Genomic DNA, 25,659 nt, shown 5'->3' with positions numbered 1-25,659 from the left:
GCCCATCGGGGTCGGGGCGGCCCCCCCCCCCGCGCGCGCGTGCGGGGTGGGGGCCGGGGCGGCGGCCGCCGCCGTGGCCGCGGCCGTCCCGGCCGCGCTGCTGTGGCCCTCCGGCGCGCCCACCGCCGGACGGAACGCCCCGAAGACCCCGATCGGCGTCCCCACCGGCATGACCCTGCCGAGCTCGGAGGCCGCGATCCACGCCGTGGCGTTCTCCCCCGACGGCACGACCCTGTGGGGCGCCGGGTTCTCCACCATCCTGCGCTGGGACCTGGCCACCGCGCAGGTCACCACCCACAAGATCGACGACACCGCCGAGACCTACCGGCGGCCCATGGCCTTCAGCCCGGACGCGAAGACCCTCGCCACCTCCGGCGACGACAGGGCCGTCCATCTGTGGGACGCGGCGTCCGGGAAGATCCGCAAGAGCTTCCCGCAGATACAGGGCGTCCAGTCGCTCGCCTTCAGCCCGGACGGCCGCTCCCTCGCCGTCAGCGTCGGCAACGGCCCCCGCTACGTCCAGGTCTGGGACATCGCCACCGGCAAGCCCGTCCCGATGAAGACCGACTCCTACGCCAAGGCGCTGACTTTCTCCCCGGACGGGAAAGCCCTCGCCGGAGGCCGCGCCTACTCCGGACGCTTCACCGTCTGGGACGTCGCGTCCGGCAAGGCCACCGAGATCTCACCGCACAACGCCACAGAAATCCCGTGCCTGGCCTTCAGCCCGGACGGAACGACCGTGGCGGCCTCCACCGGCGGCTACTACGGATACGAACTCCGGCACGCGGCCGACGGCGAACTCAAGACCACCATCAAGGACCTCGGCGGCGAGGTCCAGGCCCTGGGATTCAGCCCGGACGGCGACACTCTCGTCACCGCCGACGAGAAGAACATCCGCCTGTGGCACCTCCCGACGGGCCGCAACACGGCAACACTCCCCGGCGACCCCGACGACGAGCAGTCGATGGCCTTCGCCCCCCACGGCCAGAGCTTCGCCACCACCAGCGGCACCGGCACAACACGCCTCTGGACCTTCCCCAACTGACCGCCAGACCGCCCCCCACAGCCCTTGACCGCCAGCTTGGGAGCCTCGGGTCCGACGCCTCAATGTGGCATGCGGTTGTCAACGTTGCCAGTGTTGATTGCCACATAAGGGCCGGAAGACGCCCCCTCCCCCGGCTGGTGATCTTGTTACTACATTGAGTTGATCTAGTGGTCTCTATCGCGAACGAGGTCCTCATGGCTGTTCCGCCGCGTTTCCCTAAGTCCTGGACGATGACGTCCAAGACGCACGCCCGCGCCGTCGGCGCGCTGCTCTCGGGAATACTGGCCGCCTCCGCCTTCACGGCTCCGGCCGCCTCGGCGGACGAGCAGCCGACGCGTTACGCGGGCTGGTCCATGGACGAGCTCGAGGGGCCGGTCGCGCACGCCGTGGGAGCCTCCGATGCGGCGAACCCGCGCGCCGATCTCCGATTCACACCTGGCGTGGAATTCGGGCAGCCGGGCAATTCAGTAGTGGACGCCGACAAGGCCGTGCGCCTGGACGGCCGACACGAGTTCGGCCGGGTCAGGCCCATCGTGGACACCGGCAAGCGGTTCATGTTCTCCACCTGGGCCAAACTCGCCTCTCTCGACGTTGACCAGGTCGCCGTCAGCCAGCGCGCGGCGGACCGCAGCGTTTTCGAACTCGGCTGGATCAGCGACCGATGGACCTTCCGGCACCGCACCGCCCACGGCGACGTTCTGGCCTCCGTGACACGGGACATGGCGCAGGCGGCGGACGGCACGCCGTGGACCGAGCACTGGGTCTCCCTCATGGGCGGCTACGACCCGGCCACTGGCGAGATCTGGCTGCGCACCCAAGCCAGGGGGACTTTCGAAGTCTGTGACGAGCCGTGGAACTGCTACTCCGATGCCTTGATGGCACCGGAGACCGATGTGGCGCCGACCGCGTGGACGGCCTCCCCCGGCAAAGGCCCGCTGCTGTTCGGCGTGACGTCCAGGGGCGGCAAGCGACACTCATTCTGGAACGGCTGGCTCGATGACTCCCAACTCTGGCCTCTGACCCACACCGACGAGCCCATCCTGAGGGTCATCTACGGCGAAACGGTTCCCACCCCTCCGACCGGCGGTGACCTGACCGCATGAGCCAGGACTAGGAGGACGGCCTCGACACGGCCGTCCTCCATGTCCCCGGCATCAACGGGCGAGGTCGAAGGAGCCATCCTTCAGGCCAGCGAGGAGAGACGCCCACGCGGACGGCGCGATGGACAGCATCGGCCCGTCCACGTCCTTGGAGTCCCGCACCGCCACGCCTTGGCCGGTTAGCGTGGCAGCCTCAACGCACTGCCCTTCACTGCCCTCGCTGTGGCTGCTCTTACGCCAGAATGCAACCTCAACGCACATCTGGCCTTCACCGCCACTATGGCTGCTCTTACGCCAAGAGGAGAAGGCGAACTGCCGACTGGTCATGACTCTGACACTAGTCGTTCGAGGAGTGATCGGGTATCGGTTGGAGACAGCGCGACGGCCCTGAGGTGATCGAACACCACGTTGTGTCGACGGACGTCGTCCACGTCCTCCAGGTACCAACCACTGGTCAGGTTCTCAACTACCACCACGGAGAGTTCGCTCGTCGTCAACGTGGCGAACGAACCGTTGTGCCCGGGATGCGCTCCAGCTGAAAACGCAAGCACCTGCAACGTCACATTCGGCAGCTCCGAGAGTTCGATCAACCGCATGAGCTGTGGCTTCATTACCTCGCTCCCACCGAACTGCTGGCGAAGCGCGCCCTCGCTCACGATGGCCCAGAGGTGGGGTGCTCTATCTCCGAAGAGAACCTGCTGGCGGCGCATACGGATCTCCGCCAGGCCGTCAACGTCAGGCGCCTTGCCCTGGGAGATTCCGGACGCGATGACGGCACGCGCGTACTCGTCCGTCTGCAGCAGTCCGGGGATGAGATGGAGTTGGAAGTCACGGATGGACGTGGCCTCGGCTTCCAGCGAAATGTAGTCGAGCATCGAGGGGGAGAGCTTCCCTTCGTAGCGGTGCCACCAGCCTTTGTCGGTGGCGTGGCGGGCGAGGTCGTAGAGCGCCTTGCGCTGGTCGGGGTCGTGGAGCTCGTAGCGGTCGAGCATGTGCTCCAGGGCGGGACGGCGGATGCCTCGCTTGCCGGTCTCCAGCTTGCTCAGGGAGGACGGCGTGCGGTTCAGCAGCCGGGCCGCCTTCTGGAGGTTCAGGTCGCGGCTCTCCCGCAGCTCACGCAGCATCGCGCCGAGCTTGCGGCTTCGCATGGTGGGACGCTGCGCTCTGTCCATGACGTAATCATGACCTAACAATGCGTAATCGTGGGCGGGTTCGCCGAGGTGGACACGGTGACTCGGTCAAAAGTGACCGGGGCCGGTTTGCCCCGGGACCTCGGGACGAGGCTCGTGAACGCATCGCTTGTGCCGGCCCGCCCTGCCCATTCTTTTCGGCGACGGCGAACCGAGAGGAGTGGAGTGATGACGGTGCCGACGATGAGGTTCGATGCGCTTCTGCTGCCGGGGATGGATCGGGCGCCCGGCCACGCGCGGCGGTGGCTTCGGGACGTGCTGGGCGACCACCCCGCGCTGGACGACGCCTCGCTCTGCATGAGCGAGCTGATCACGAACGCGGTGCGGTACACCAAATCCGGAAACGGCGGGCAGATCCGCGTCGAGGTGAGCTACTCGGACGAACTCGTCCACATCGAAGTGATCGACGACGGGGGTTCCACGACCGTCCCGTACCTGGCCACGGTGGACGAGATGGACGTCTGCGGGCGGGGTCTGCGCATCGTCGCCTTCCTCGCCGCCGACTGGGGTGTCATCGAGCGCGACCAAGGCCACGCGGTGTGGTTCGAGATGCGCGTCGGCTGACCACCGGCATCACAACGCGGTCTGGCCTCGGCCAAGCGGAGAACCATCGCGGATCTGACGGACGGCCATTCGGACGTCCAGCGTCTAGAAGGCGTAGCCGAACAGCAGGGACTTCGCTTCGACGTTGATCCCGGTGCCCTGCGCCGAGGCCGCGAGCCATGTCCAGCCAACTTCGATCGCGCAGAGTTCGTGGCGGCCTGGCCAGGCGCGCGGGTCCAGAACTCCGGGCAAGCGGCATTACGTGTCGAGGCGTGCGGTGCTCCGGGACCGGCGTAAGCCGATTGCCGCCGTGACCGCTGCTGCCGTTGCTGCTACTGCCAGGGCGCGCCATTGGCGTGCTGCTCGGTGTTCTACCTGCGCGTAGGGCTTCGTGGAGAACGAGACGAGTTCGTAGCGGGACAGCCACACCCCGGGCAGGGCCTTCTGCAGCGCGTGCTCGGTCTTTCGGATGAGCTTGAAGACCGGGGAGGCGACCTTGTCGCGCATCTCGATGAAGTTCTCAAGCGCCATCCGTGCGATGGCGTCCGCGTTGTCCTTGCGGCGCTTCTCGTACAGCGGCAGGGCCTCCTCCCAGTTGCCGGCGGTTTCGGTGAGGCACCGGTCGAGTTCGACGACGTCCTCGAAGGCGCAGTTGGCGCCCTGTCCATAGAACGGGACGATCGCGTGGGCGGCGTCGCCGATCAGGGCTGTCCGGCCGCCCGGCACGTGCCAGGTGTCGCACCGGACGGTGCCGAGCCTGCCCACGGGGTTGTGGAGAGAGTCGTCCACGAGGCCGGGCGAGAGCGGCGGCAGGTCCGGGTAGTGGGCCTCGAAGTGCTCCTTCACGGCGGCCGGGGTGTCGAGCGACGCGAAGCCCGACGCGCCCGTATACGGCCAGAACAGGGTGCAGGTGAAGGAGCGGTCGGGGTTGGGGAGGGCGATCATCATCGCGTTCCCGCGCGGCCAGATGTGCAGTGCTTCGGGGTTCAGAGCGAACTCGCCGTCCACTGCGGGGATGGTCAGTTCCTTGTAGCCGTGGTCGAGGAACTCGACGTTCTCCCGGATCACGCCTGATGCCACCAGTTGCGCGCGGGTGGCGGAGCCGGCGCCGTCGGCGCCCAGCACGACCGATGCGCTGACGCGTGCCCTGCCCTCGGGCGTCTCGAAGCGCAGTAGGCCGGCCGCCGGGTCGAGGGCGGTGAGGCGGTGGCCGAAGTGCAGTGTCACGCCGTCCGCGGCCTCGGCGGCGTCGATCAGCGCGTCGTTGAGCGCGCCCCGGCTGATCGAGTTGATCGCCTCGTCCCCGTCGCGGCTGTACGGCCGGAAGTCCCGCGGGCCGGCCACCGGGTGGATCATCCGGCCGCGCATCGGCAGGGCGTCCGCCATCACCCGCTCCTCCAGGCCGATGCGGCGGAGGGCGTCCAGGCCGCGTTCGGACAGGGCGAGGTTGATGGAGCGCCCGCGCTCGCCGCCGCCGCCACGCGGGTCGGGCCTGCGCTCGTACACGGAGACCCGGTGGCCGCGCACGGCGAGATAGCAGGCGAGGAGGGAGCCGGTGAGGCCGGCTCCGACCACGGCGATGTCGACCTTCGTCATCCTCGGCTCTCCTACATGAAGGTGCGGGCGGACCACAGTTCCGGGAAGACCTCCCTGGCCATACTGCGCTGGAGCCAGTGGAGCCCGTTCGAGCCGCCGGTGCCCGCCTTGGCGCCCATCGAGCGGCGGACCGACATCAGGTGCTGGTAGCGCCAGTCGCCGAACCGCTCGGCCACGTCGGTCAGCGCCTCGCCGAGCATGCGGAGATGGTTGCCGGGCCCGGTGTCCGCATAGACCTCCACCCAGGCGGCCTCGACCGCCGGGTGCGGCCGGTGTTCCAGGGAGACGTCCCGGGCGAGCAGGTCGGCCGGGACGTCGTGGCCCTTCCGGGCGAGCAGGGCGATGGCGTCGTCCCAGAGGCTGGGCGCGCGCAGCGCCTCCGCCAGTTCCGCGTGGACGTCGGGCTGCCGCCGGAACGGCCGGATGAGCGACGCCGTCTTGAGCCCCAGCAGGAACTCCAGGTGCCGGTACATCGCGGACTGGAATCCCGAGCCTTCGCCCAGCTTGTCGCGGAAGCGGTTGAAGTCGGCCGGCGTCATCCAGCGCAGGCCGCGCCAGCCCGCGTTGAGTCCCTCCAGGTGCAGGGAGGCTCTGCGCAGCGGCGGCAGGGCTCCCCACACGTCGTCCTCCCGGATGAGGCGCTGCCCCTCGCGCAGTTCATGGCGGACGAGCCCGAAGTACAGCTCCATCACCTGGCTGATCACCAGGAACGACATCTCTCCGGGGTCGTCGCTCAGCGTCTGCTGCAGGGTGTGCAGGGTGCCGGCGTGGATGTAGGCGTCGTACGGCACGCGGCCGGTGAACGCCAGTGTGGGCTCTCCCCCGCCGGCGGCGGCGCGGTCGACGCGCTCCTGTTCCGTCACCGGGCAGATCGACGGTTCGAGGTCGGTGTTCACCGGCGTCCTTTCTGCGAGTGTCAAGGGTCAGCCGACCGGGGCGGCGGCGGGCCGCGGCTCGCGCAGCGGGAAGTGGCACGCCGCCGTGTGGCCGGGGTCGAAGCCGCGCAGCACCGGTTCCTCCTCGGCGCAGCGGGCCTGCGCGCGGGGGCAGCGGGTGCGGAAGCGGCAGCCGGACGGCGGGTCGAACGGGCTGGGCATCTCGGCGTCCATGCCGTCCTGGTCGCCGGGCGGCCCGGCGGCCGGGTCCGGCTCGGGGATCGCGGCGATCAGCCCGGCGGTGTACGGGTGCGCGGCGCGCAGGTAGATGTCGTCCGGGGAGCCGACCTCGACCAGCTTGCCCAGGTACATCACCCCGACCGTGTCCGCCAGGTACCGGACGACGGTCAGGTCGTGGGAGATGACCACGTAGGTGAGCCCGTGCTTCGCCTGGAGCCGCCTCATCAGGTTGAGCACCTGCGAGCGGATCGAGACGTCGAGGGCGCTCACCGGCTCGTCGGCCACGATCACGTGCGGGTTGAGCGCCAGCGCGCGGGCCAGCGCGATGCGCTGCCGCTGGCCGCCGGAGAACTCGTGCGGGTAGCGCTCCAGCACGCTGTGCGGCAGGCCGACCTCGTCGAGGAGGTCGCGGATCGCCGCCAGCTGCTCCTTCGCCGACCCGACCCCCTGCGCGGCGAACGGCTCGCGCAGGATGGCGCCGATCCGCATGCGCGGGTCGAGCGCGTCGAACGGGTCCTGGAACATCATCTGGAGGTCGCGGCGGTGGCGGCGCAGTCCCCGCCCGCGCAGCCCGCCGAGTTCGGCGCCGAGGGCGGTGACGCCGCCGGACGACGGCTTCTCCAGCGCGACGATCATCCGGGCGAGGGTGCTCTTGCCGCAGCCGGACTCCCCGACCAGGCCGAACGTCCGGTCTGGCGCGACCTCGAACGACACCCCGGACACGGCCTTGACGCCGCGCCGCCCGGCGCGCAGCCGCGACCCGCCCACCGCGTACTCCCTGGCCAGGTCGTCGACGGCGAGCACCGGCCCGACCGGCCGTTCCAGCGGCTCCAGCGCCGCCGGATCGGCCGGAGCGGTCGCAGGGGGCGCGACGGTCGGGGCGGTCGGGGCGAGTGGGGCGGTCGGGGCGGTTGCGGGGAGTGGGCCGTCGACCGGGTTCCAGCACGCCAGCGTGTGCCCCGGCCGCTCCTCGGCGGGCACCGGCTCCTCGGTCCGGCAGCGGTCGGTGGCGTGCGCGCACCGGGCGGCGAAGCGGCAGCCCGCGGGCGGGTGGGCCAGGTCGGGCGGGGAGCCGGGAATGGAGTAGAGGGCCTGCTCGCGCGGCTGGGTCAGCCGCGGCGTGCAGGCGAGCAGGGCCTGCGCGTACGGGTGCCGCATGCCCGTGAACAGGTCGCCGGTGCGGGCGCTCTCGACGATGCCGCCGGCGTACATGACGCTGACCCGGTCGGCCCACTGCGCGATCACGCCCATGTCGTGGGTGATCAGCAGCATGGCCATGCCGAGCCGGTCCTTGAGGTCGTGCAGCAGCCGGAGGACCTGGGCCTGGACGGTCACGTCGAGCGCCGTCGTCGGCTCGTCCGCGATCAGCACCTTCGGCTCGCAGGACAGCGCCATCGCGATCATGACGCGCTGGCGCAGCCCGCCGGACAGCTCGTGCGGGTACTGGCCGAGCCGTTCGGCGGGCCGGGCGATGCCGACCAGCGCGAGCATCTCCAGCGCCCGGTCCCGGGCCTGCTTCGGGCTCGCGCCGCGGTGCAGCCGCACCGGCTCGGCGACCTGGTCGCCGATGGTCTTGGTGGGGTTCAGCGACGTCATCGGGTCCTGGAAGATCATGGCGATCTCGTTGCCGCGGATCCGCTGGTAGTGCTTTTCCGGGAGGCCGACCAGCTCCTGCCCCGCCAGCTTGATCGACCCCGCCGTGACGCGTCCGCCGGGCGGGAGGAGGCCCATGACCGAGAGCCCGGTCATCGACTTCCCGCACCCGGACTCCCCCACCAGCCCGAGGGTCTCGCCCCGGCGAAGGCGCAGGTCGACACCGTCGACCACGCCCGCGTCCGACTTGCGCAGCCGGATGCCGGTGGACAGGCCCTCGATCGCGAGGACGCTCGTGTCGTCCGGTGCCGGGTGGGCGTCGGGGTTCATCTGCGACCTTCCTGCGCGGGCGGGCATCAGCGCCGCCTCAGCCGTACGTCGATCGAGTCGCGCAGCGCGTCCCCGACGAAGTTGAACGCCATGACGACCAGGACCAGGCAGCCGCCGACCGGGTAGATCAGCCACCAGGAGCCCGCCAGCAGGTAGGACACCCCGGCGGACAGCTGCGTCCCCCACTCGACGTCCGGGTAGTTGAGCCCGAACCCGAGGAAGCCCAGCAGCGACACGGCGATGATCGCGTCGGCGACCTGGAAGGTGATGTTGACGATCACCACGCCCAGCGCGTTCGGGATGAGGTGCCGGGCGACGATCCGCGCCCTGGTCGCCCCCATCACCGTCGCCGCCGCGACGAACCCGCGCGAGCGCAGCGTCAGCACCTCGGCCCGGACGAGGCGGGCCGGCGCGAGCCAGGAGAACGCGCCCAGGATCAGGCTCAGCGACAGGACCGTGGAGCTGAACCGGGTGGCGACGATCAGCACGATGAACAGGAACGGGATCGACAGGAGCGTGTCGACCACGCGCATCATGAACCCGTCCACCACGCCGCCGGCGAGCCCGGCGATCGTCCCGTACAGGGTGCCGATGCCGGTGGCGATCAGGGCCGCGAACAGCCCGATCTGGAGCGACGCCCGGCCGCCCAGCATGATGCGGCCGAGCACGTCGAAGCCCTGCGCGTCGGTGCCGAGCGGATGCCCGCCGCCCGGCGCCAGCAGGCTGCTCACCGGGTCGACGGTGACCTGGTCGGTGACGTAGAGGTACGGGCCGGCGAAGCAGAACAGGACGAAGAAGACGATGATGCCGAGGCCGCTGACGGCGAGCCGGTTCTGGACGAACTCCCGCGCGGTGAGCCGCCATCCGCTCATGGTGTCCGGCAGGCGGACGCCGCGGCCGTCCCGCGCGGTGGGCGCCGCCGGGCCGCCGGGCTTGTCGGTCACGGATTCGGTCATGCGCGCCGCGTCCTCGGGTCGGTGGCCGCCACGAGCACGTCCGCCACGAGGTTCCCGAGGACGGTCAGCGTCGCGGCGACCAGCGTGTAGCCCAGCAGGACGGGGTAGTCCTGGTTGTTCAGGCCGTTGAAGAAGAGCAGCCCGAGCCCCGGGTAGTTGAAGACGGACTCGACCACCAGGTTCCCCGCCAGCAGGAGCGGGATCGACATGCCGACCAGGGTCACCAGCGGCACGCAGGCGTTGCGCAGCAGGTGCCGGGTGAGCACCAGGCGCATGGACAGGCCCTTCGCCCGCGCCACCCTGATGTAGTCCTGCGCGAGCTGGTCGAGCGCCGCGGACCGCTGGTATCTGGAGTACATCGCGACCGTGACCCCGGTCAGCGTCAGCACCGGGAGCAGCATGGCGCGCGGCTCGGTGAAGATGACGAAGTCGGAACTGGACTGCGCCGCCTGCGCCGGCAGCACGCCCAGCCCCATCGCGAAGAACTGGATCAGCAGCATCGCGAGCAGGAACACGGGCATCGAGTAGGTGACGAAGGTGAGCGCGGTCAGCACGGTGTCGCCGACGCTGTTGCGCTTCACCGCCTGGAACACGCCGAGCGGGACGGCCACGGCGATCGCGAGGAGGAGCGCGACCGCCGACAGCATCGCCGTCCGGCCCGCGTTCTCCGCCAGCAGCGCGTTCACGCTCTGGTTCAGCTTGTAGGAGTGGCCGAGGTCGCCGTGCAGCAGCCCGCCCAGGTAGTCGAGGTACTGGACGGCGAGCGACCGGTCGTAGCCGTGCTCCCGGTCGAAGGCGGCCACCGCCTCCGCGCTCGCCTGCACGCCGAGGATCGCCCGGCCCGGGGACCCGGACATCCCGTGCAGCAGCAGGAAGGTGATCAGTGAGACGCCCAGGATCACGATCGCCGACGTTCCCAGCCGCCGCAGCACATACTGGACCACGCCCTGCCTCCTTTCGTTCGATGGCCGTCTCCGGCTCCGGCGGGCCCGGTTACTTCAGGTACCAGTACTCGGGGGTGAGCACGCCGGCCGGCAGGTTCGCGAAGGAGTCGGTCGGGCCGGACAGCGTGTCCTTCCAGGCCCAGATGGTGTGCGCGTTCGGCAGCCAGAGCACCGGCAGGTCGGTCCGCAGGTGTTCGATCTCCGCCTGCACGGCCTTGCGGTCCGCGCCGTGCACCGAGGCCCGGATCAGTTCGTCGGTCTCGGGGTCGCTGTAGGCGCCGACGTTGCCCGAGCCCTTGGTGTCGAAGACGCCCGACATCGTCGGGTAGGGCTTCGTGCTGAAACCGCCCCAGGTCGACATGGCCCACTCACCGGCCTTCGAGGGCGCCGCGGGCACGTTGAAGTTCTGGATCAGGAAGCTGAACGTCTTCGGCGCGACCGAGACCGTGATACCCACCTTGCGGGCGGCGGAGGCGAACGCGGTGCTCACCGCGCTGTGCAGTTGCGGCTCGCTGCGGTAGAAGAGGTTGAACTTCAGCGTCTGCCCCTTCGGGATCCCGGCTCCGCACTGCGACGCCCCGGTGCCGGGACGCTCGCAGGTCGTGGCGCCGTCCGGCACCACCTTCCAGCCGTGGTCTTCGAGCAGCTTGCGGGCGGCGGCCGGGTCGTAGGGGTAGGGCGCGGTGGCGACGTTCCCGGACACGTACGGCGAACTCGCCGGGGCCGGCCCGTAGCTCTCGACGGCCGCGCCGTTGTACATCCCCTTGCTGGCGATGTAGCCGGGCTGGTCGATCAGGTGCTGCAGTGCCTGCCGTATGTAGTGCTGGGCGTAGAGCCTGCCGACGTTGTCGGTCGTGTCCTTGAAGTTGAGCATGATGAAGCTGAAGCCCAGCCTCGGCGCACCGTAGACGTGGTAGCCCGCGGTCTTGAGCGCCGCCACCTGCCCGACGTTGTTCTGGTCGACGGTGGCCATGGTCAGCTTGCCGCTCAGAAGCTGGTTGAACTTGGCGGTCTCGGAGGTGAACGGCTGGAAGTTCAGCGTCTTGATGTGCGGCTTCTGCGGCCCGCCGTAAGCCTCGTTGGCGGTCATCGAATAGGCGTTCGTGGTCACGTCGAAACTGCTCAGGCGGTACGGGCCGTTCACCGTCCGCCACAGCGGGTTCGTCGCGAAGGTGGCCGGGTCGCGCGACGCCTTGTCGAGGTAGGCGTAGATCGCCTTGGCGTTCTCCGGCGAGGAATGGTCGAGGATCGGCCCGCCGTCCGACGCGCGGGACCACTGGTCGGCCGGAAGGGGGATGATGGAGGTCAGCTGATTGGCGGTGAACCATTCCGGGTTGTACGCCTCTTTGAGCTTCAGCGTCACCGTGTTCTTGGACGTCGCCTCGACGCCGGCGATGCTGTCGGGGAACTGGCCCGGGGTGTAGTCGGCCCAGTTGGCCGGGCTCTTCTTGAGCGCCGCCTTCACCAGGTCGATGAAGAAGACCACGTCATCGGCCTCGACGGGGTTGCCGTCGGACCACTTGTAGCCGTCCCGCAGCTTGATGGTCACGGTCTTGTTGCCGTCGGAGAACTCGGGCAGCGCGGCCAGGCTGAGCGATTCGTCGACCTTGTGGCTCGCACCGTCGGGGAACCAGTAGAGCGGCCGGTACATGAGCCGCTGGAACTGGTACGTCACGAAGGTCGAATTGAAGGCGCCCGGCACGACCGGGAGCATGTAGAACGGTCCGGCTCCGGGCTGCTGCGCGATGTCGATGGCGCCGCCGTCCTTGGGCGTGCCCGACTGCGCGGGCAGCGACCCGAACGTCTTCGCTCCCGGTTTCCGGACGGTGGACGACGCGCTGCCGCCGCTGCACGCCGCGAGGGGCAGCAGCAGGGTCAGCACTCCGGCGAGGAGCGGTAGGCGCCGCATGGCCCCGCCTTTCGTGAAAGGTGTCATCGGCCCCAGACCGCCTTCGCGTAGTGGTGAAAGTTCAGGCCGAGGATCTTTTCGATCCGGCTCGCTGGATAGCCGCGCTCCGCCAGCAGCCGCGCCAGTTCCCGGAACTGGCCGACACCGCGCAGGTCGGTGACGAACGGGAAGGTGTCGCTCCGCTCGCCCGCCGCGGACGCGCCCGCCGCCCGGCGCCGCGCGACCTGCTCGGCGAGCCGGTCCCGGTAGGCGTCCAGGTCGTCGATGGCGGTGATCGTCCCGTCGGTGCCGATGCCGACGTGGTCCTCGCCGCAGACGTTGACGGCGTGCGCGATGTGCTCCACCACGTCCGCGGCGGTGGCGTGCCCGGTGGCGTTGAGGAACGGCATGAAGTAGATGCCGACGAACCCGCCCCGCTCGGCGACCAGCCGCAGTTCCTCGTCGGTCTTGTTGCGCGGCAGGTCGACGAGCGCGCGGCAGCCGGTGTGGTTGATGGAGACGGGCTGGGCGGAGACGCGGGCCGCCTCGAGGCAGGTCCGCTCGCCGCTGTGGGAGAGGTCGACCATGACGCCGTGCTCGTTGAGGGCGGCCACGACGTCGCGCCCGAGCGGCGTCAGCCCGCGGTTCTGCGGCGCCATCGAGCCGTCGCCGATCTGGTTCGCCGCGTTGTAGGTGAGCTGGACGACCCGGACGCCCAGGCCGGCGAACGTGCCGATCCGCCCGGCGTCGTCGTCGACGGCGGCGGCGTTCTGGAAGCCGTAGATGATGCCGATCCTGCGCTGCCGCTTCGCCGCCGCGAGGTCGGCGGCGGTGTCGATCCGCATCAGGTCGCCGGGGTGGGCGGCGATGATCGCGTCCCAGGTCCGGATCTCGTCGAGGGTGTGCCGGTAGGGCGGGAGGTCGCCCAGCGTGTAGCCCAGCGTCACGTTGATCGCGGTGACGCCGGAGGCGTGCGCGTCCGCCAGCGTGCGCGCGTCGATGGTCAGCTGCTCGCTGGTCTGGACGAGCGCGCCGGAGGCGGCCAGCGACGCCGGGGCGTTCGGGTTGTCCAGCCCGCCCAGCGCGTTGACGACGATGAAATCGGCGATGTCGATGCTCACGCGTTCGCCCCTTCTGCGATGGTCGCGCCGGTTCCGGCGGCGGACGCGCGGTCGTAGTCGGCCCGGTCGAAGCGCCGTCCGAGCTTGACCGTCGTGATGATGGAGCGGAGGTGGTCGATGTCGTCGTGCGGGTCGTCGGCGACGATCAGGAGGTTGGCGAGCATGCCGGGCCGGACGGTGCCCATCTCCCGCTGCCGTCCCACGCCGGCCGCGCCGGCGTGCGTGGCCGCGCGGATCACCTCCCGCGGCGGCATGCCCATCGCCTCTACCAGGAAGCGGAGCTCGTCGTGGAGCGACGGGTACGGGTCGCCCGGCGGCGACTCGTAGTCGGTGCCGGTGCAGATCGTGACGCCCGCCCGGCGCGCGCGGCCGATCAGCCGCTTCATCACGTCGTGTACCAGCTCGGCCGCACCGGGCGCGCTGGACGGGATCCTGGCCGTGAGGCTCGCGGTGGCGTCGAGGATGGTGCCGCGGCGGCGCATGTCGTGCAGGAGCCCGTCGACGGCGTCCTGCGGTGCCGCGAGGAAGCGCTCGTAGGCGTCCGCGAGGTGCTCGCGCTGCTCGCGGTAGGCCACGGGCCCTTCGCCGGCGAGGTGGTAGGCAAGGTAGTGGGCGTGCGACACGACGTCGACCCCGGCGGCGACGACGTCGCGGGGCATCGCGGGGAACACCGACGCGTGCGCCCACACGTGCATGCCCTGCCGGTGCGCCTCCTCGGTGATGCGGGCGACCAGCGGGGGTTCGAGGTCGGCGTAGACCTTGATGGCCGTCGCGCCGGTGCCGCGCGCCATCGCGACCGCGAGCGGCAGGTCGGTCCCGTCGTCGATCGCCTGCATCCAGGGGTTGGTGCCGGGGGTCGCCCCCTGCGACACCTGCCAGGTGCGCGGATCGTCGAAGAAGCCGGGGCCTGCCATCAGCGCCGCGTTGTGGACGGCGGGACCCGGGATCTCGCCGACCAGCGCGGCGCGCGCGAGGTCGGCCATCTGCCGCAGGTCGCCCGCCATCTCGCGGATCGCGGTGACGCCGCCGTAGACCTGCCGCCGCATCAGCCGCTCCGCCTGCGCGCGGTTCGGCGGCGTGGAGAGGTGCTGGTGCGTGTCGACCAGGCCCGGCAGCAGGAACGCGCCCTCCAGGCCGAAGGTCTCGGCGCCGGGCAGATCGGACGGGCCGATCTCGTCCGCGGGCGCGACCGCCGTGATCGTCGGGCCGTCCGTCACCACCGCCATGCCGTGCCGCGCGGGAGCGCCGGTCCCGTCGATCACGGACACGCCGCGGTAGAGGACGACCCGTCCTGGTTCGGCGGCGGCGAAGGGGGTGGGCGCCGGGTCGTTGCCGGCGATCGGTCGTTCGTCTCTGTCCACCATGGCGATCGCCCTGTCTCCGTTCTCGAGCCTCGCGAGGTGAGGGGGCCTGAGTTGATCTTGTTGCGTAGAGCGTAACAAGTGTTACAACATTAGCAACGTCTGATAATGTGCGTCAAGCATCGGAAGCGCGCTCAACGCCCGTGGAGGGAAGTTGCCCAGACCGGCCAGCTCTGCCGTGGACAAGGCCCTGGACCTCATCGAGACCGTCGTCCGGGCCGACCGCCCGCTCCGCCTCAGCGAGCTGGCGAACGAGGCGGGGATGCACCGCGCCACCGCCTACCGCATCCTGCTGGAGCTGGTGCGGCGCGGCTGGATCATGCGCAGCGAGGACCACTACCTGCCGGGACCCGTCGTGCTGCAGTTCTCCCAGGCGGCGGCCGCGAACTCGCTGGTGGTGCTGAGCCGGCCCGTGCTCCAGGCCCTGTCGGACCGGACCGCGATGATGGTCAACCTGCAGGTGCTCGAACCGGACGGCGGCCGGGTGATCGACGTCGTGCGGCCGCCGCGGCTCGCCATGATCACCGACCTGCTGGGCGAGCTGCTGCCGATCCACAAGTTCGCCGGCCCGCTCGCCCTGGTCTCCGCGCTGGACGAGGCCGCCCGGATCCCCTACCTGCGCACCGCGGAAGAGCAGGGGCACCCGCCGTCCGCCCGGGCCGACCTGCTGAAGGAGATCGACCGGACCCGGCGCACCGGCTTCGCGCTGGAGCGCGGGCGCAACGAGGAGGTGATCGCCTCGGTGAGCCGCGCGGTGCTCGCCGGCAGCGGGCGCCCGATCTGCGCCGTCACGGTCGTCGGCCTGGACAGCGAGTTCGACGATGCCACGCTCGCGAAGCTGCAGGACGCCCTCGCGTCGGCCGCGACCGAGCTGGAGGGCGCGCTGAGCGGCACGAGTGGAGCGGGCGATGACTGACCCCGCCGGCGGCGGAGTCCTCGTCCTCGACCGGGACCAGACCGGGGCGGCCCTCCCGCCGGACGCGGTGCTGGCGGCGGTGCGCACCGCGCTCGTCGCCGTCAGCCGCGGCGACGTCTCCGCCCCGGCGCGCGTCGCGGCCCGCTCGGCCCGCGGGCTGCTCGGCGCGATGCCCGGATACGTCCCCGAACTCGGCCTGTCCGCCAAGCTCGTGTCGGTCTTCTCCGCGGGCGGCCGCGGCTCCCACCGCGGCATCGTCGCCCACTTCGACGCGGAGACCGGCCGGCCGCTGGCGATCATGGACGCCGAGGTGATCACCGCGGTGCGCACCGCGGCCGCCGCGACCGCCGCCATGCTGGCCCTCGCCCGGCCCGGCGCGACCCGGTACGCCGTGATCGGCACCGGCGCGCAGGCGCGGGCCCAGATCGCCGTCCTCACCGCGATGGACTCGGCGGACGTGGTGGTCGGCGCCCGCGACCAGCAGAAGGCGGAGCGGCTCGTCGCCGACCTGCCCGCCGCGGCGGCCACCGGCATCGAGGCGGCCGCCAAGACGGCCGACGTCCTCTTCTGCTGCACGTCCAGCCGGGAGCCCGTGGTGCGCCGGTCCTGGCTCGCCGACGGGGCGCATCTCAGCTCGGTCGGCGGCTCCGACGGCCCGGAGTTCGACGCCGAGACCCTGCGCGCGGCATCGCTGTTCGTGGAATGGCCGGGCGCCGTGACCGAGGCCCCGCCGGCCGGCGCCTGGGAGCTCCAGCACACCGATCCCGCGGCGGCCACCCTGATCGGCTCCGTCCTCGACGGCCGGCACCCCGGCCGCCGCTCGCCGGCGGAGCTGACGCTCTTCAAGTCGACCGGCCACGCCGCGCTCGACGTCGCGGCGGCCTCGATCGCCTACGCGGAGGCCCGCAGGCGCGGCCTGGGCCTCACCGTGAACCTGTAGCCCCCGGGACGCCGGCGCGGGAATCACGGTCCCGGCCGATGAGTTTCGGGGTGGGCGCGGGTCTCTCCTGGTAATACGCGAGGGGAGGGTGCGGTGTCGTGTGTGTCACATCTCGTTGACCTCGACCGTGGTCGAGGTCGCAGGGTGGAGCCCGGGGAGCTGGGGGGATCTGTCCGACGCCGTTGGAATACTCCCGGAGCGCGCGAAGTTTAACGGTTCGCGAAAGTGTCAGTCGCTGCAGTATTTTTGCGACCTACCCCCTTAAACGTGCCCACGGTCCTGCGTGCCCGCGTGCGGGCCCCGACGATTGGAAGAGAGTTGACCGCTCCCGCGTCTCAAGCGACGGCGGATGGCCCACTGAAGGAACCCGACGCCGGCGGCGGTCTCGATCGCGGCGTGCTCGCGGTGGCCATGGTCGTCGTGCTCGGGGCGATCATGTCGATCCTGGACGTGACCGTCGTCAACGTGGCCATCAACGACCTGGCCAAGGAGTTCAACACCTCGCTCGCGACGATCCAGTGGGTGGCGACGGGCTACACCCTGGCGCTGGCGACGGTGATCCCGATCACCGGCTGGGCTTCGGCGAGGTTCGGCACCAAGCGCCTGTACATGATCTCGATCGGGCTGTTCGTGCTCGGCTCGATGCTGGCGGGGGTCGCCTGGTCGGCCGAGTCGCTGATCGTCTTCCGGGTGCTGCAGGGCCTCGGCGGCGGCATGATCATGCCGGCCGGGATGACGATCCTGACCCAGGCGGCGGGGCCGCAGCGGGTCGGGCAGGTGATGAGCATCGTCGGCGTGCCGATGCTGCTCGGACCGATCCTCGGCCCGATCATCGGCGGCTACCTGGTCGACGACGTGTCGTGGCGGTGGATCTTCTTCATCAACCTGCCGATCGGCATCGTCGCACTGTTCCTGGCCGCCAGGATCCTCAAGCGGGACGAGCCGAAGCGGACGGAGAGGCTCGACGTCATCGGGCTGCTCCTGCTGTCCCCCGGCCTGGCCTCGCTGATCTACGGCGTCGCCAAGGGCGCCGAGGGGGCCGACTTCCTGAAGACCGAGCCGCTGGCCTTCACGGCCGTCGGCGCCGTCCTGGTCATCGGGTTCGTGTTCCGGGCCCTGAGCGCCCGCAACCCGCTCATCGACCTGCGGCTGCTGAAGCGCCGCTCGGTCGCGGCCGCGTCCGGCACGATGGTGCTGTTCATGGTCGCGTTCATGGGCGCGATGCTGCTGCTGCCGCTGTACTACCAGACGGTGCGCGGCGAGGGCGCCCTGGCGTCGGGCCTGCTGCTGGCCCCGCAGGGCCTCGGCGCGATGCTCACGATGCCGATCGGCGGCAAGCTGACCGACCGCATCGGCCCGGGACGGGTCGTGCTGGGCGGCATGGTCGTCGTGGTGGGGTCGATGGCGGGCTTCGCCGCGATCCTGGAGTCGGACACGTCCTACTGGGCGCTCGGCGCCGCGCTGTTCGTGATGGGCCTCGGCATGGGCATGACGATGATGCCGACCATGGCGGCCGCGATCCAGACGCTCGCCCACGACGAGGTGCCCCGCGCGAGCACGATGCTGAACATCATCCAGCAGGTGTCGGCGTCCATCGGCACCGCGATGATCTCGGTGCTGCTGGCCAACCAGCTGGCGTCCAAGCTCGGCGGCGGCGCCGGCGGCGGTATCGGCAGCACCGAGAAGGTGCCGCCGGCGGTCATGGAGAAGATCGCCGGGCCGATGGCGGACGCGTTCCAGCACACCTACTGGTACGCGGCGGCCCTGCTGCTCCTGGCGTTCCTGCCGGCGCTGCTGCTGCCGCGCAAGAAGCCGGACACGAGCGCGATCGACACCCCGATGCCGATGCACTAGAGCGTCTCTGGCGCGTTCGGAACCCCGGCCCGGCCCTCCCGAGGGCCGGCCGGGGTTCCGCCGTTCACGGGCCTCTCAGGCCGTCGCGGAGGGCTTCTCGGTCCAGTACTCGTCCTTCAGCAGCCGCTTGTAGAGCTTCCCGGTCGGGTGCCGGGGCAGTTCGGGACGGAAGTCGATCGACCGCGGGCACTTGTAGTGCGCGAGGTGCTCGCGGCAGTACGCGATCAGCTCGGCCGCCAGCTCCGGACCGGCCTCGTCCATGGACAGGGGCTGGACGACGGCCTTGACCGCCTCCCCCATCTCGGCGTCCGGGACGCCGAACACCGCGACGTCGGCGACCCTCGGGTGCACCGCGAGGACGTTCTCCGCCTCCTGCGGGTAGATGTTCACCCCGCCGCTGATGATCATGTAGGCGCGGCGGTCGGTGAGGTAGAGGAAGCCGTCCTCGTCGACGTAGCCGACGTCGCCGAGGGTCGTCCAGCCGCGGCCCTTCGGGTCGCGGGACGCGGCCGTCTTCTCCTCGTCGGCGTGGTACTCGAACTGCGGGCCGTTGCCGAAGTAGAGCGTTCCGGGCTCACCGGCCGGCAGCTCGTCGCCGTCCTCGTCGCAGACGTGGACCTCCCCGAGGATGGGGCGCCCGACGGTCCCCTTGTGGGTGAGCCAGTCCTCGGAGTTGGTGTAGACGAAGCAGTTGCCCTCGGTGCCGGCGTAGTACTCGTGCAGGATCGGGCCCCACCAGTCGATCATCCGCTCCTTGACCGGGACGGGGCAGGGCGCGGCGGCGTGCACGGCGCAGCCCAGCGACGACACGTCGTAGCGGGCGCGGGTCTCCTCCGGGAGCTTCAGCATCCGGATGAACATGGTCGGGACCCACTGGCTGTGCGTGACGCGGTACTTCTCGATCGTGGCGAGAGCCTGCTCGGGGTCGAACTTCTCCATCACCACGACGGTGGCGCCGAGCCGGTGGAAGACGAGCGAGTACCGCAGCGGCGCCGCGTGGTAGAGCGGCGCCGGCGACAGGTACACCGCGTCGGCGTCGGCCGCGAACAGGTGCGAGATGAGCATGTAGAGCGGCCCGGCCTCGCCCATGGGCGCCTTGGAGAGGGGCGGTTTCACGCCCTTGGGGCGGCCCGTCGTCCCGGACGAGTAGAGCATGTCCATGCCCTCGCACTCGTCCTCGATCGGGGTGGGCGGGTACTGGGCGACGCGCTCCTCGTAGGACTCGTAGCCGGGTGCCGTGCCGCCCAGCATGAGGCTCAGCGGGACGTCCGGCGCCGACTTCGCGGCCGCCTCCATCGACGCGCCGGCGATGAACACCTTGGCCTCGCAGTTGGCCACGATGTAGGCGAGCTCGTCGGGCTGGAGCCGCGAGCTGATGGGGGTGTAGTAGAGCCCGGACCGCTGGGCGGCCCAGGCGATGGCCAGGTAGAGCGGATGGTTCTCCAGCATGAACGCGATGTGGTCCCCCGGGCGCAGCCCCTCCGCACGGAGCAGCTGCGCGAGCCGGTTGGACTCCTCGTTCAGTTCCCGGAAGGTGACGACCCGCCCGGAGCCCGCCATGATCACGGCGGGCTTGTCGGGCGTCTGAGCTGCGATCTGCCCCAGGTGCATGGCCGCAACCTACCGGGCCGGAACGCCGAATGGAATGCCGTTCGGTTTTCTGCCGTCAGACCAGCATGTGGTCGAAGTCACCGTCCTTGGCTCCGCCCACGAAGGCCTCCACCTCCTCACGCGTGTAGACGAGGATCGCTCCCTCGGGGTCCCGGGAGTTGCGCACGGCGATCTCCCCGCTGGGGAGTTCGGCCATCTCGACGCAGTTCCCGGACGGGTTGCTCCGCCGGCTCTTCTGCCAGACGAGCCCGCTGCGTCGGACGTCCGACATGTGGTGGCCGTCCATGTCTGCCCCCTCTAGGCGTCTTGGCCTCCCCGCAGGGAGACCGCGATCTCGCCCCACCCCACACAATGGTACGAGATGCACGTGCATTCGTTCTTGCATTCGTTCATGCAGACGGTCTTGCATCTGCACGGCTTGGGGAGCAAGATAGCGAACGCTCGCCGGTGACCACTCCGCACGCCTCTGAGGTTTGACCATGACCGTTGACCAGGCAGACGACGTCGCAGCCCCCGCCGCCATGGGAGGCCGCCGGCCGCGGCACCCCGCCGCGGTGCACGCGCCCTGGCCGGACGCGGCGCCGATGCCGCCGGCGCCGAACGCGCCGGCGAATCCGCATCCGCGCGCCCCGGTCGCCGTGCCCGGCCTCGCCGGGCTCTGGCCCGCCCCGCACGGCGGCACCCCGCGCACCGCGCGCCGGGTGCTCCCGGCGGAGATCACCGCGCCCCGGGCGGCGCGCGAGTTCACGCAGGCCACCCTGGACGGATGGGGCGCGGCCGGCGACGCCGGGGACGTGGTCGTCGCGGTGTCGGAACTCGTGACGAACGCGCTGCGGCACGGCCTGGAGGGACTGCCTCAGCCGCTGCCGCTGTGCCCGATCCAGCTCGTGCTGGTCGGGCACCCGCGGCGCCTCGTCGTCACGGTGACCGACCCGTCGGGACGCGCCCCCGAGCCCGTGCCGGTCGAGCCCGACCGCTTCGTGGAGGGCGGCCGCGGCCTCGTCGTCGTCGGCGCGATCAGCGACGCGTGGGGCTGGGCGCGGCTCGCCACCGGCGGGAAGGCCGTCTGGGCGGCCTTCGACCTGCGGATCAGCCCTCCGGCGGCGCCGGAGCACGCTCCGCGGGCCGGGACCGCTCCGGATTCTCCAGCTCGCTGAGGAACGCCTGGGCCCAGCGGTCCACGTCGTTCTCGATCACGCGGCGGCGCATCGAGCGCATCCGCCGCGCCTGGTCGGCGGGCTCGGCGTCCAGCGCCGCCAGCAGCGTGCCCTTGAGCCCGTCGATGTCGTAGGGGTTCACCATGAACCCGCCGCGCTTCAACTCGGCCGCGGCGCCGGTGAACTCGCTCAGCACCAGCGCGCCGCGCAGGTCCTTGCGGCACGCCACGTACTCCTTGGCGACCAGGTTCATGCCGTCCCGCAGCGGGGTCACCACCATCACGTCCGCGGCCAGGTAGAGGGCGGTCAGCTCGGGCCGGTCATACGAACTGTGCAAATAGTGGATGACCGGAAACCCGATTTCGCCGTGCTCGCCGTTGATCCGGCCGACCAGCTGCTCGATCTCCTCGCGGAGCAGCTGGTACTGCTCGACCCGCTCCCGGCTGGGCGTGGCGATCTGCACGAACACCGCCTGGCCCGGCTTGATGTGACCGTCCTCGAACAGCTCCCCGAACGCCTGCAGGCGCTGGGTGATGCCCTTGGTGTAGTCGAGCCGGTCCACGCCGAGCAGGACCGTCGCGTCGCCCAGGTCGGCCCGGATCTCCTGCGCCCGCTCCTGGACGTCCTGGCGCCCGACCAGGTCGTTCAGCTCGCCGACGTCCACCGAGATGGGGAACGCGCGGGCCCGGACGACGCGGTCGTCCCAGAAGACGTCCTGCTTGACGTAGCGGGCGTCCAGCAGCCGCCGGCACAGCCGCACGAAGTTGGCCGCCGCGCCGGGCAGCTGGAAGCCGACCAGGTCGGCGCCGAGCAGGCCCTCCAGGATCCGGCGCCGCCACGGCAGCTGCCAGAACAGCTCGACCGGCGGGAACGGGATGTGCAGGAAGAAGCCGATGCGCAGGTCGGGGCGCAGCGCGCGCAGCATCGACGGGACGAGCTGGAGCTGGTAGTCCTGCACCCAGACGATCGCGTGCTTCGCCGCGACCTTCGCCGCCGCCTCCGCGAACCGCCTGTTCACGCGGACGTAGGCGTCCCACATCGCGCGGTCGTACACGGGCGGGGCGACGACGTCGTGGTACAGCGGCCACAGCGTCGCGTTCGAGAAGCCCTCGTAGTAGAGCTCGACGTCCTGCGCGGACTGGGTGATCGGGTGGAGCGACATGCCGTCCTCCTCGAACGGCTCGATCTCCTCGTCCGGCGCTCCGGTCCAGCCGATCCACGTGCCCTTCCGCCGCCGCATCACCGGGGCGATGGCGCTCACCAGGCCGCCGGGGCTGCGCCGCCAGCGCGGGACGCCGTCCGCCCCGACGGTCCGGTCGACCGGAAGCCGATTGGCCACCACAACGAACTCACTACCGCGCGACACCTGCGACCCGCCTCTCCAGGAACCCCTCAGCGATCACTCATGCCCAAAAACGGTCATCTGGAACATCTTGTCACTTCGACGCTAAGGAGCAGGAGGCGGAAAAGACGGATGTCAGGCGGGCGGGAGGACGCAGCCGGGGGTTTGGAGCGGGCCATATTCCTTTCCCGCCAGGTGACCGGCGCTGACACCGCCGTCACGGCACCCCGGCCGCGTGCCGGGGAGTTACCCAGATCACATCGGCGGGCCGGGCGCGGCGGACCGGCCCGCACCGGTCACGCCGGCACGGACCGCGGGTCGGGCGCGGGTTCGCGGCGGCGCCCCCACAGGACTGAGTCCACGGAGAAGCGCCCGGCGCCCGTGAAGGCGAACAGCAGGCAGACGACGCCGAGGACGAGCACGTACTCGTAGCCGCCCTCCTGGCTGAACAGCCCCTTGCCCAGGTGGACGTACCAGAAGGCCCCCGCCATATCGAGGGCGATGAGCACGCCGGCGAGCGGCACCAGGACCCCGGCGATGAGCGCGATGCCGCCGAGCAGTTCGACCCAGGTGCCGTAGACGGCGGCGAGCCCCGGCAGCGGGATGCCGAGGTGGTCGAAGGACCTGGCGACGGCCGCGTGGCCCTCGTCGGCGAGCTTCTGCCAGCCGTGCGCGACGAAGACGGCGCCGACCGCGATCCTGCCGAGCAGCAGGCCGGTGTCGGGCAGGGCGGGGTGGCGGCGGGGTGGGAGCATGCCTCGTCTCCTCCAACTCGGGGGGGATGTCTCAAGAACTAGCGGAACGCTAGCAAGATGATTCAAATTCAGACCATTTAGAAACTTCAAGGGTGTTTTCATGCCAACTAGAATCACCGCATGAACGAAGCGGGGGACGCCCTGGAACCGCGCGAGCTCCGCGCCTGGATGGCCTTCCTCGCCGCCGGGCACCTGGTCGACCACGAGGTCGAGCGGCAGCTCAAGCGGGACGGCGGGCTGTCGCACGCCGAGTTCGAGGTGCTGGTCAGGCTGCGCTCGGCCGCCGGCCGCCGGCTGCGCATGTCGGATCTGGCGCGCGAGGTGATGGTCTCCAAGAGCCGCCTCACCTACCAGGTCACCCAGCTCGAGCGGGCCGGGCTCGTCAAGCGGACGGGCTGCCCGTCGGACCGGCGCTCGGTGTGGGCGGAGCTGACCGACGACGGCGCCGCCGCCCTCGACCGGGTCCGCCCCGGCCATCGCCGCGTCGTCCGCGAAGCGCTCGTCGACGTGCTGACACCGGAGGAGATCGACCTGCTCGGCGCGGCGCTCGGCCGGGTGGCCGACCGCCTCCGCGAGCGCTAGGGGCCGCCCGGCATGCGCGACTTCGGGGGCATCGTCGAGCGCTCGCCCGCGCGGGTCGTCCGGCCCGCGTCGCCGGACGAGGTCGTGGCCGCCCTCCGCGCCGCCGCCGCCGAGGGCCTGGCGGCCGTCCCCCGCGGCGCCGGCCACTCGACGTTCGGCCAGTCGTCGACCACCGGCGTCTCCCTCGACATGCGCGGGCTGGCGGGCGTCCGCGAGGTCGGCGGGCGGCACGCCGCCGCCGGCGCCGGGACGACCTGGAGCGAGGTCCTCGCCGCGACCCTGCCGCACGGGCTGACCCCGCCCGTCCTCACCGACCACCTGGACGTGACCGTCGGCGGGACGATCTCCGCGGGCGGCATCGGCGGGACGTCCCACGTGCACGGCACCCAGGCCGACAACGTCCTCGCCCTGGAGGTCGCGGCCGGCGGGCAGGTCGTCACCTGCTCCCCCACCGAGCGGCCGGAGCTGTTCGACGCCGTCCGGGGCGGCCTCGGCGTGCACGGCGTCATCACCGCGGCGACGCTGCGGCTCGTCCCCGCCCCGGAGCGCGTGCTGTCCTGCACGATCCCCTGCCGGAGCGCGGGCGACCTGCTGCGCGTCCAGCGCGAGGTGCGGGCCGACCACATCTCGGGCCGGGCCAAGCCGGCCGAGGGGGGCGGCTGGCGCTTCGAGGCCAAGGCCGTCCTGTACGGGGACGGCGGCGAGCCGCCGCCCGGCACCACCGCGGCCGAGAGCCTCGGCTACCTCGACTTCGCCGACCGGATGCGCCCCGACGTCGCGGAACTGGTCGCGCTCGGCGAGTGGGCGCGCCCGCACCCGTGGGCCATGGTCTTCCTGCCCGCGCCCCGCGCCGCCGCCGTGATCGAGTCGACGCTGGCGGAGACGACGGCGGCGGACCTGGGCCTCAGCGGCGTCGTCCTGGTCAAGGCGCTGCGCACCGGGACGGTCCTGTTCAGCGTCCTGCGCACGGCCTCGCCGGGCTGCGCGTCCGTCGGCGAGATGCTCGCCGCCAACCACCGCCTCCTCGCCCGCGCCCGCGCCGCCGGCGGCACCCGCTACGCCGTCGACTCGACCGGATAGGCGTTCTGCGAGGCGAGCCGCGCGGTCGGTGCGCTGTGGGCGTCCTTGAGCTGTGGTTGTCCCTACAGGGCCAGGGCGAGGATCTCGGCGGCCGGGAGGGTCGCCAGGGACTTGCCGGGGATGAGGAGCTTCGACCTGCGGAGGCCGCTGCCGACGACCACGTGCGGGGCGGCGGCCACGGACTCGTCCACCAGGACCGGCCACGCCCCGGGGAGGCCGACCGGGGTGATGCCGCCGTACTCCATGGAGGTGAGCGACGTCGCGTCGGCCATGGGCGCGAACGAGACCTTGCGGGCGCCGAGGTGCCTGCGGACGACGCCGTTCACGTCCGCGCGGCCGGTGGCGAGGATCATGCAGGCGGCGTAGGAGACCTCGCCGCCGCGCTTGGCGGCGACGACCACGCAGTTGGCGCTGGCGTCGAGGGGGACGCCGTAGCGCTCGCAGAACGCGGCGGTGTCGGCGAGTTCCGGGTCGATCTCCGCGACCTCGGCCCCGGGTACCGCGCCGATCGCGGCGGCGACGGGCGCCGCGAGGAGGTCGTGCCGTTCGTCCGCCGGTCCCCAGTCGAGCGTGCCGAGCATCTGCGCGTCCCCTTCCGTGTTCCCGGCCCCCAGCCTGCCACGGTCTTGACGCCGGAACG

At 71.2% G+C, this 25,659-nt stretch carries 25 protein-coding genes; 9 read left to right on the top strand and 16 right to left on the bottom strand.

The window, feature by feature from the left end:
- The first annotated feature begins 46 nt into the window (after nucleotides 1-46).
- Entirely contained in the window at nucleotides 47-1,045 is a 999-nt protein-coding gene (locus ABZ806_RS03365) for a WD40 repeat domain-containing protein (RefSeq protein ID WP_500215016.1), read from the top strand.
- A 230-nt stretch (nucleotides 1,046-1,275) separates the two neighbouring features.
- On the top strand, nucleotides 1,276-2,148 hold the full coding sequence (locus ABZ806_RS03360; RefSeq protein WP_500215015.1) for a hypothetical protein: 873 nt from the start codon (nucleotides 1,276-1,278) through the stop codon (nucleotides 2,146-2,148).
- 51 nt (nucleotides 2,149-2,199) lie between these two features.
- Here the strand turns inward: ABZ806_RS03360 and ABZ806_RS03355 are convergent, their stop codons facing one another.
- Together ABZ806_RS03355 and ABZ806_RS03350 are read right to left on the bottom strand one after the other, a co-directional pair.
- Nucleotides 2,200-2,472 carry a DUF397 domain-containing protein gene (locus tag ABZ806_RS03355; RefSeq protein WP_500215014.1) on the bottom strand — a complete coding sequence of 91 codons (273 nt, stop codon included), beginning with the start codon at nucleotides 2,470-2,472 and terminating at the stop codon, nucleotides 2,200-2,202.
- Complete coding sequence (locus ABZ806_RS03350) at nucleotides 2,469-3,317, bottom strand: helix-turn-helix domain-containing protein (protein WP_500215013.1); 849 nt, start codon at nucleotides 3,315-3,317, stop codon at nucleotides 2,469-2,471. The genes ABZ806_RS03355 and ABZ806_RS03350 overlap by 4 nt, the downstream gene beginning before the upstream one ends.
- A 186-nt stretch (nucleotides 3,318-3,503) precedes the next feature.
- Between ABZ806_RS03350 and ABZ806_RS03345 the strand changes: the two genes are divergently transcribed.
- Nucleotides 3,504-3,899 (top strand): ATP-binding protein, encoded by a 396-nt coding sequence (locus ABZ806_RS03345; RefSeq protein ID WP_500215012.1) that lies wholly within the window; start codon nucleotides 3,504-3,506, stop codon nucleotides 3,897-3,899.
- 84 nt (nucleotides 3,900-3,983) lie between these two features.
- Here the strand turns inward: ABZ806_RS03345 and ABZ806_RS03340 are convergent, their stop codons facing one another.
- Genes ABZ806_RS03340 through ABZ806_RS03300 form a run of 9 tightly spaced genes read right to left on the bottom strand, consistent with a single transcriptional unit; the run spans nucleotide 3,984 to nucleotide 14,785 of the window.
- Nucleotides 3,984-4,130 (bottom strand): hypothetical protein, encoded by a 147-nt coding sequence (locus ABZ806_RS03340; RefSeq protein WP_500215011.1) that lies wholly within the window; start codon nucleotides 4,128-4,130, stop codon nucleotides 3,984-3,986.
- A gap of 6 nt (nucleotides 4,131-4,136) precedes the next feature.
- Nucleotides 4,137-5,474 (bottom strand): FAD-dependent oxidoreductase, encoded by a 1,338-nt coding sequence (locus tag ABZ806_RS03335; RefSeq protein WP_500215010.1) that lies wholly within the window; start codon nucleotides 5,472-5,474, stop codon nucleotides 4,137-4,139.
- An 11-nt stretch (nucleotides 5,475-5,485) separates the two neighbouring features.
- Complete coding sequence (locus ABZ806_RS03330) at nucleotides 5,486-6,370, bottom strand: tryptophan 2,3-dioxygenase (protein WP_500215009.1); 885 nt, start codon at nucleotides 6,368-6,370, stop codon at nucleotides 5,486-5,488.
- A gap of 27 nt (nucleotides 6,371-6,397) precedes the next feature.
- Nucleotides 6,398-8,512, bottom strand: a complete 2,115-nt coding sequence (locus tag ABZ806_RS03325; RefSeq protein ID WP_500215008.1) for a dipeptide ABC transporter ATP-binding protein — start codon at nucleotides 8,510-8,512, stop codon at nucleotides 6,398-6,400.
- 26 nt (nucleotides 8,513-8,538) lie between these two features.
- Nucleotides 8,539-9,468, bottom strand: coding sequence for an ABC transporter permease (locus ABZ806_RS03320; RefSeq protein ID WP_500215007.1), 930 nt, complete (start codon nucleotides 9,466-9,468; stop codon nucleotides 8,539-8,541).
- On the bottom strand, nucleotides 9,465-10,412 hold the full coding sequence (locus ABZ806_RS03315) for an ABC transporter permease (protein ID WP_500215006.1): 948 nt from the start codon (nucleotides 10,410-10,412) through the stop codon (nucleotides 9,465-9,467). Before ABZ806_RS03315 ends, ABZ806_RS03320 begins: the two co-directional genes overlap by 4 nt.
- A gap of 49 nt (nucleotides 10,413-10,461) precedes the next feature.
- A complete protein-coding gene (locus ABZ806_RS03310; protein ID WP_500215005.1) occupies nucleotides 10,462-12,321 on the bottom strand; it encodes an ABC transporter substrate-binding protein in 1,860 nt (619 codons plus the stop codon).
- A 23-nt stretch (nucleotides 12,322-12,344) separates the two neighbouring features.
- Nucleotides 12,345-13,421 carry a dipeptidase gene (locus tag ABZ806_RS03305; protein WP_500215004.1) on the bottom strand — a complete coding sequence of 359 codons (1,077 nt, stop codon included), beginning with the start codon at nucleotides 13,419-13,421 and terminating at the stop codon, nucleotides 12,345-12,347.
- Nucleotides 13,418-14,785 (bottom strand): amidohydrolase family protein, encoded by a 1,368-nt coding sequence (locus ABZ806_RS03300; protein ID WP_500215003.1) that lies wholly within the window; start codon nucleotides 14,783-14,785, stop codon nucleotides 13,418-13,420. Before ABZ806_RS03300 ends, ABZ806_RS03305 begins: the two co-directional genes overlap by 4 nt.
- Before the next feature lie 151 nt (nucleotides 14,786-14,936).
- Here ABZ806_RS03300 and ABZ806_RS03295 point away from each other — a divergent pair, with 151 nt between their 5' ends.
- The 3 genes from ABZ806_RS03295 to ABZ806_RS03285 all read left to right on the top strand — a co-directional run bounded on the left by ABZ806_RS03295 (nucleotide 14,937) and on the right by ABZ806_RS03285 (nucleotide 18,492).
- The gene (locus tag ABZ806_RS03295; RefSeq protein WP_500215002.1) at nucleotides 14,937-15,698 is read left to right on the top strand and encodes an IclR family transcriptional regulator; all 762 of its coding nucleotides are present in this window, start codon (nucleotides 14,937-14,939) and stop codon (nucleotides 15,696-15,698) included.
- Nucleotides 15,691-16,638 carry an ornithine cyclodeaminase family protein gene (locus tag ABZ806_RS03290; RefSeq protein ID WP_500215001.1) on the top strand — a complete coding sequence of 316 codons (948 nt, stop codon included), beginning with the start codon at nucleotides 15,691-15,693 and terminating at the stop codon, nucleotides 16,636-16,638. The genes ABZ806_RS03295 and ABZ806_RS03290 overlap by 8 nt, the downstream gene beginning before the upstream one ends.
- Before the next feature lie 396 nt (nucleotides 16,639-17,034).
- Nucleotides 17,035-18,492, top strand: a complete 1,458-nt coding sequence (locus tag ABZ806_RS03285; protein ID WP_500215000.1) for a DHA2 family efflux MFS transporter permease subunit — start codon at nucleotides 17,035-17,037, stop codon at nucleotides 18,490-18,492.
- A 75-nt stretch (nucleotides 18,493-18,567) separates the two neighbouring features.
- Here ABZ806_RS03285 and ABZ806_RS03280 read toward each other — a convergent pair whose 3' ends face one another.
- Both ABZ806_RS03280 and ABZ806_RS03275 read right to left on the bottom strand, forming a co-directional pair.
- Nucleotides 18,568-20,103: an AMP-binding protein gene (locus tag ABZ806_RS03280; RefSeq protein ID WP_500214999.1), complete on the bottom strand. Its 1,536-nt coding sequence runs from the start codon at nucleotides 20,101-20,103 to the stop codon at nucleotides 18,568-18,570.
- 55 nt (nucleotides 20,104-20,158) lie between these two features.
- Nucleotides 20,159-20,389 (bottom strand): DUF397 domain-containing protein, encoded by a 231-nt coding sequence (locus tag ABZ806_RS03275; RefSeq protein WP_131944820.1) that lies wholly within the window; start codon nucleotides 20,387-20,389, stop codon nucleotides 20,159-20,161.
- Nucleotides 20,390-20,582: 193 nt separating this feature from the next.
- Between ABZ806_RS03275 and ABZ806_RS03270 the strand changes: the two genes are divergently transcribed.
- On the top strand, nucleotides 20,583-21,260 hold the full coding sequence (locus tag ABZ806_RS03270) for an ATP-binding protein (protein WP_500214998.1): 678 nt from the start codon (nucleotides 20,583-20,585) through the stop codon (nucleotides 21,258-21,260).
- On the opposite strand, the gene ABZ806_RS03265 is transcribed toward ABZ806_RS03270, so the two are convergent.
- Both ABZ806_RS03265 and ABZ806_RS03260 read right to left on the bottom strand, forming a co-directional pair.
- A complete protein-coding gene (locus ABZ806_RS03265) occupies nucleotides 21,193-22,599 on the bottom strand; it encodes an alpha,alpha-trehalose-phosphate synthase (UDP-forming) (protein WP_500214997.1) in 1,407 nt (468 codons plus the stop codon). The two genes, ABZ806_RS03270 and ABZ806_RS03265, sit on opposite strands and share 68 nt — an antisense overlap.
- Before the next feature lie 299 nt (nucleotides 22,600-22,898).
- A complete protein-coding gene (locus tag ABZ806_RS03260) occupies nucleotides 22,899-23,357 on the bottom strand; it encodes a DoxX family protein (protein ID WP_500214996.1) in 459 nt (152 codons plus the stop codon).
- A gap of 120 nt (nucleotides 23,358-23,477) precedes the next feature.
- On the opposite strand from ABZ806_RS03260, the gene ABZ806_RS03255 reads away from it, so the two are divergent.
- Both ABZ806_RS03255 and ABZ806_RS03250 read left to right on the top strand, forming a co-directional pair.
- Entirely contained in the window at nucleotides 23,478-23,939 is a 462-nt protein-coding gene (locus tag ABZ806_RS03255; RefSeq protein WP_500214995.1) for a MarR family winged helix-turn-helix transcriptional regulator, read from the top strand.
- 12 nt (nucleotides 23,940-23,951) lie between these two features.
- Complete coding sequence (locus tag ABZ806_RS03250) at nucleotides 23,952-25,019, top strand: FAD-binding protein (RefSeq protein WP_500214994.1); 1,068 nt, start codon at nucleotides 23,952-23,954, stop codon at nucleotides 25,017-25,019.
- 62 nt (nucleotides 25,020-25,081) lie between these two features.
- On the opposite strand, the gene ABZ806_RS03245 is transcribed toward ABZ806_RS03250, so the two are convergent.
- On the bottom strand, nucleotides 25,082-25,600 hold the full coding sequence (locus ABZ806_RS03245) for a YbaK/EbsC family protein (RefSeq protein ID WP_500214993.1): 519 nt from the start codon (nucleotides 25,598-25,600) through the stop codon (nucleotides 25,082-25,084).
- Between the last annotated feature and the right edge of the window lie 59 nt (nucleotides 25,601-25,659).

This window comes from Spirillospora sp. NPDC047418 (genome assembly GCF_040643275.1).
Classification (GTDB): domain Bacteria; phylum Actinomycetota; class Actinomycetes; order Streptosporangiales; family Streptosporangiaceae; genus Spirillospora.
This window is presented reverse-complemented; position numbering and strand designations above follow the sequence as displayed.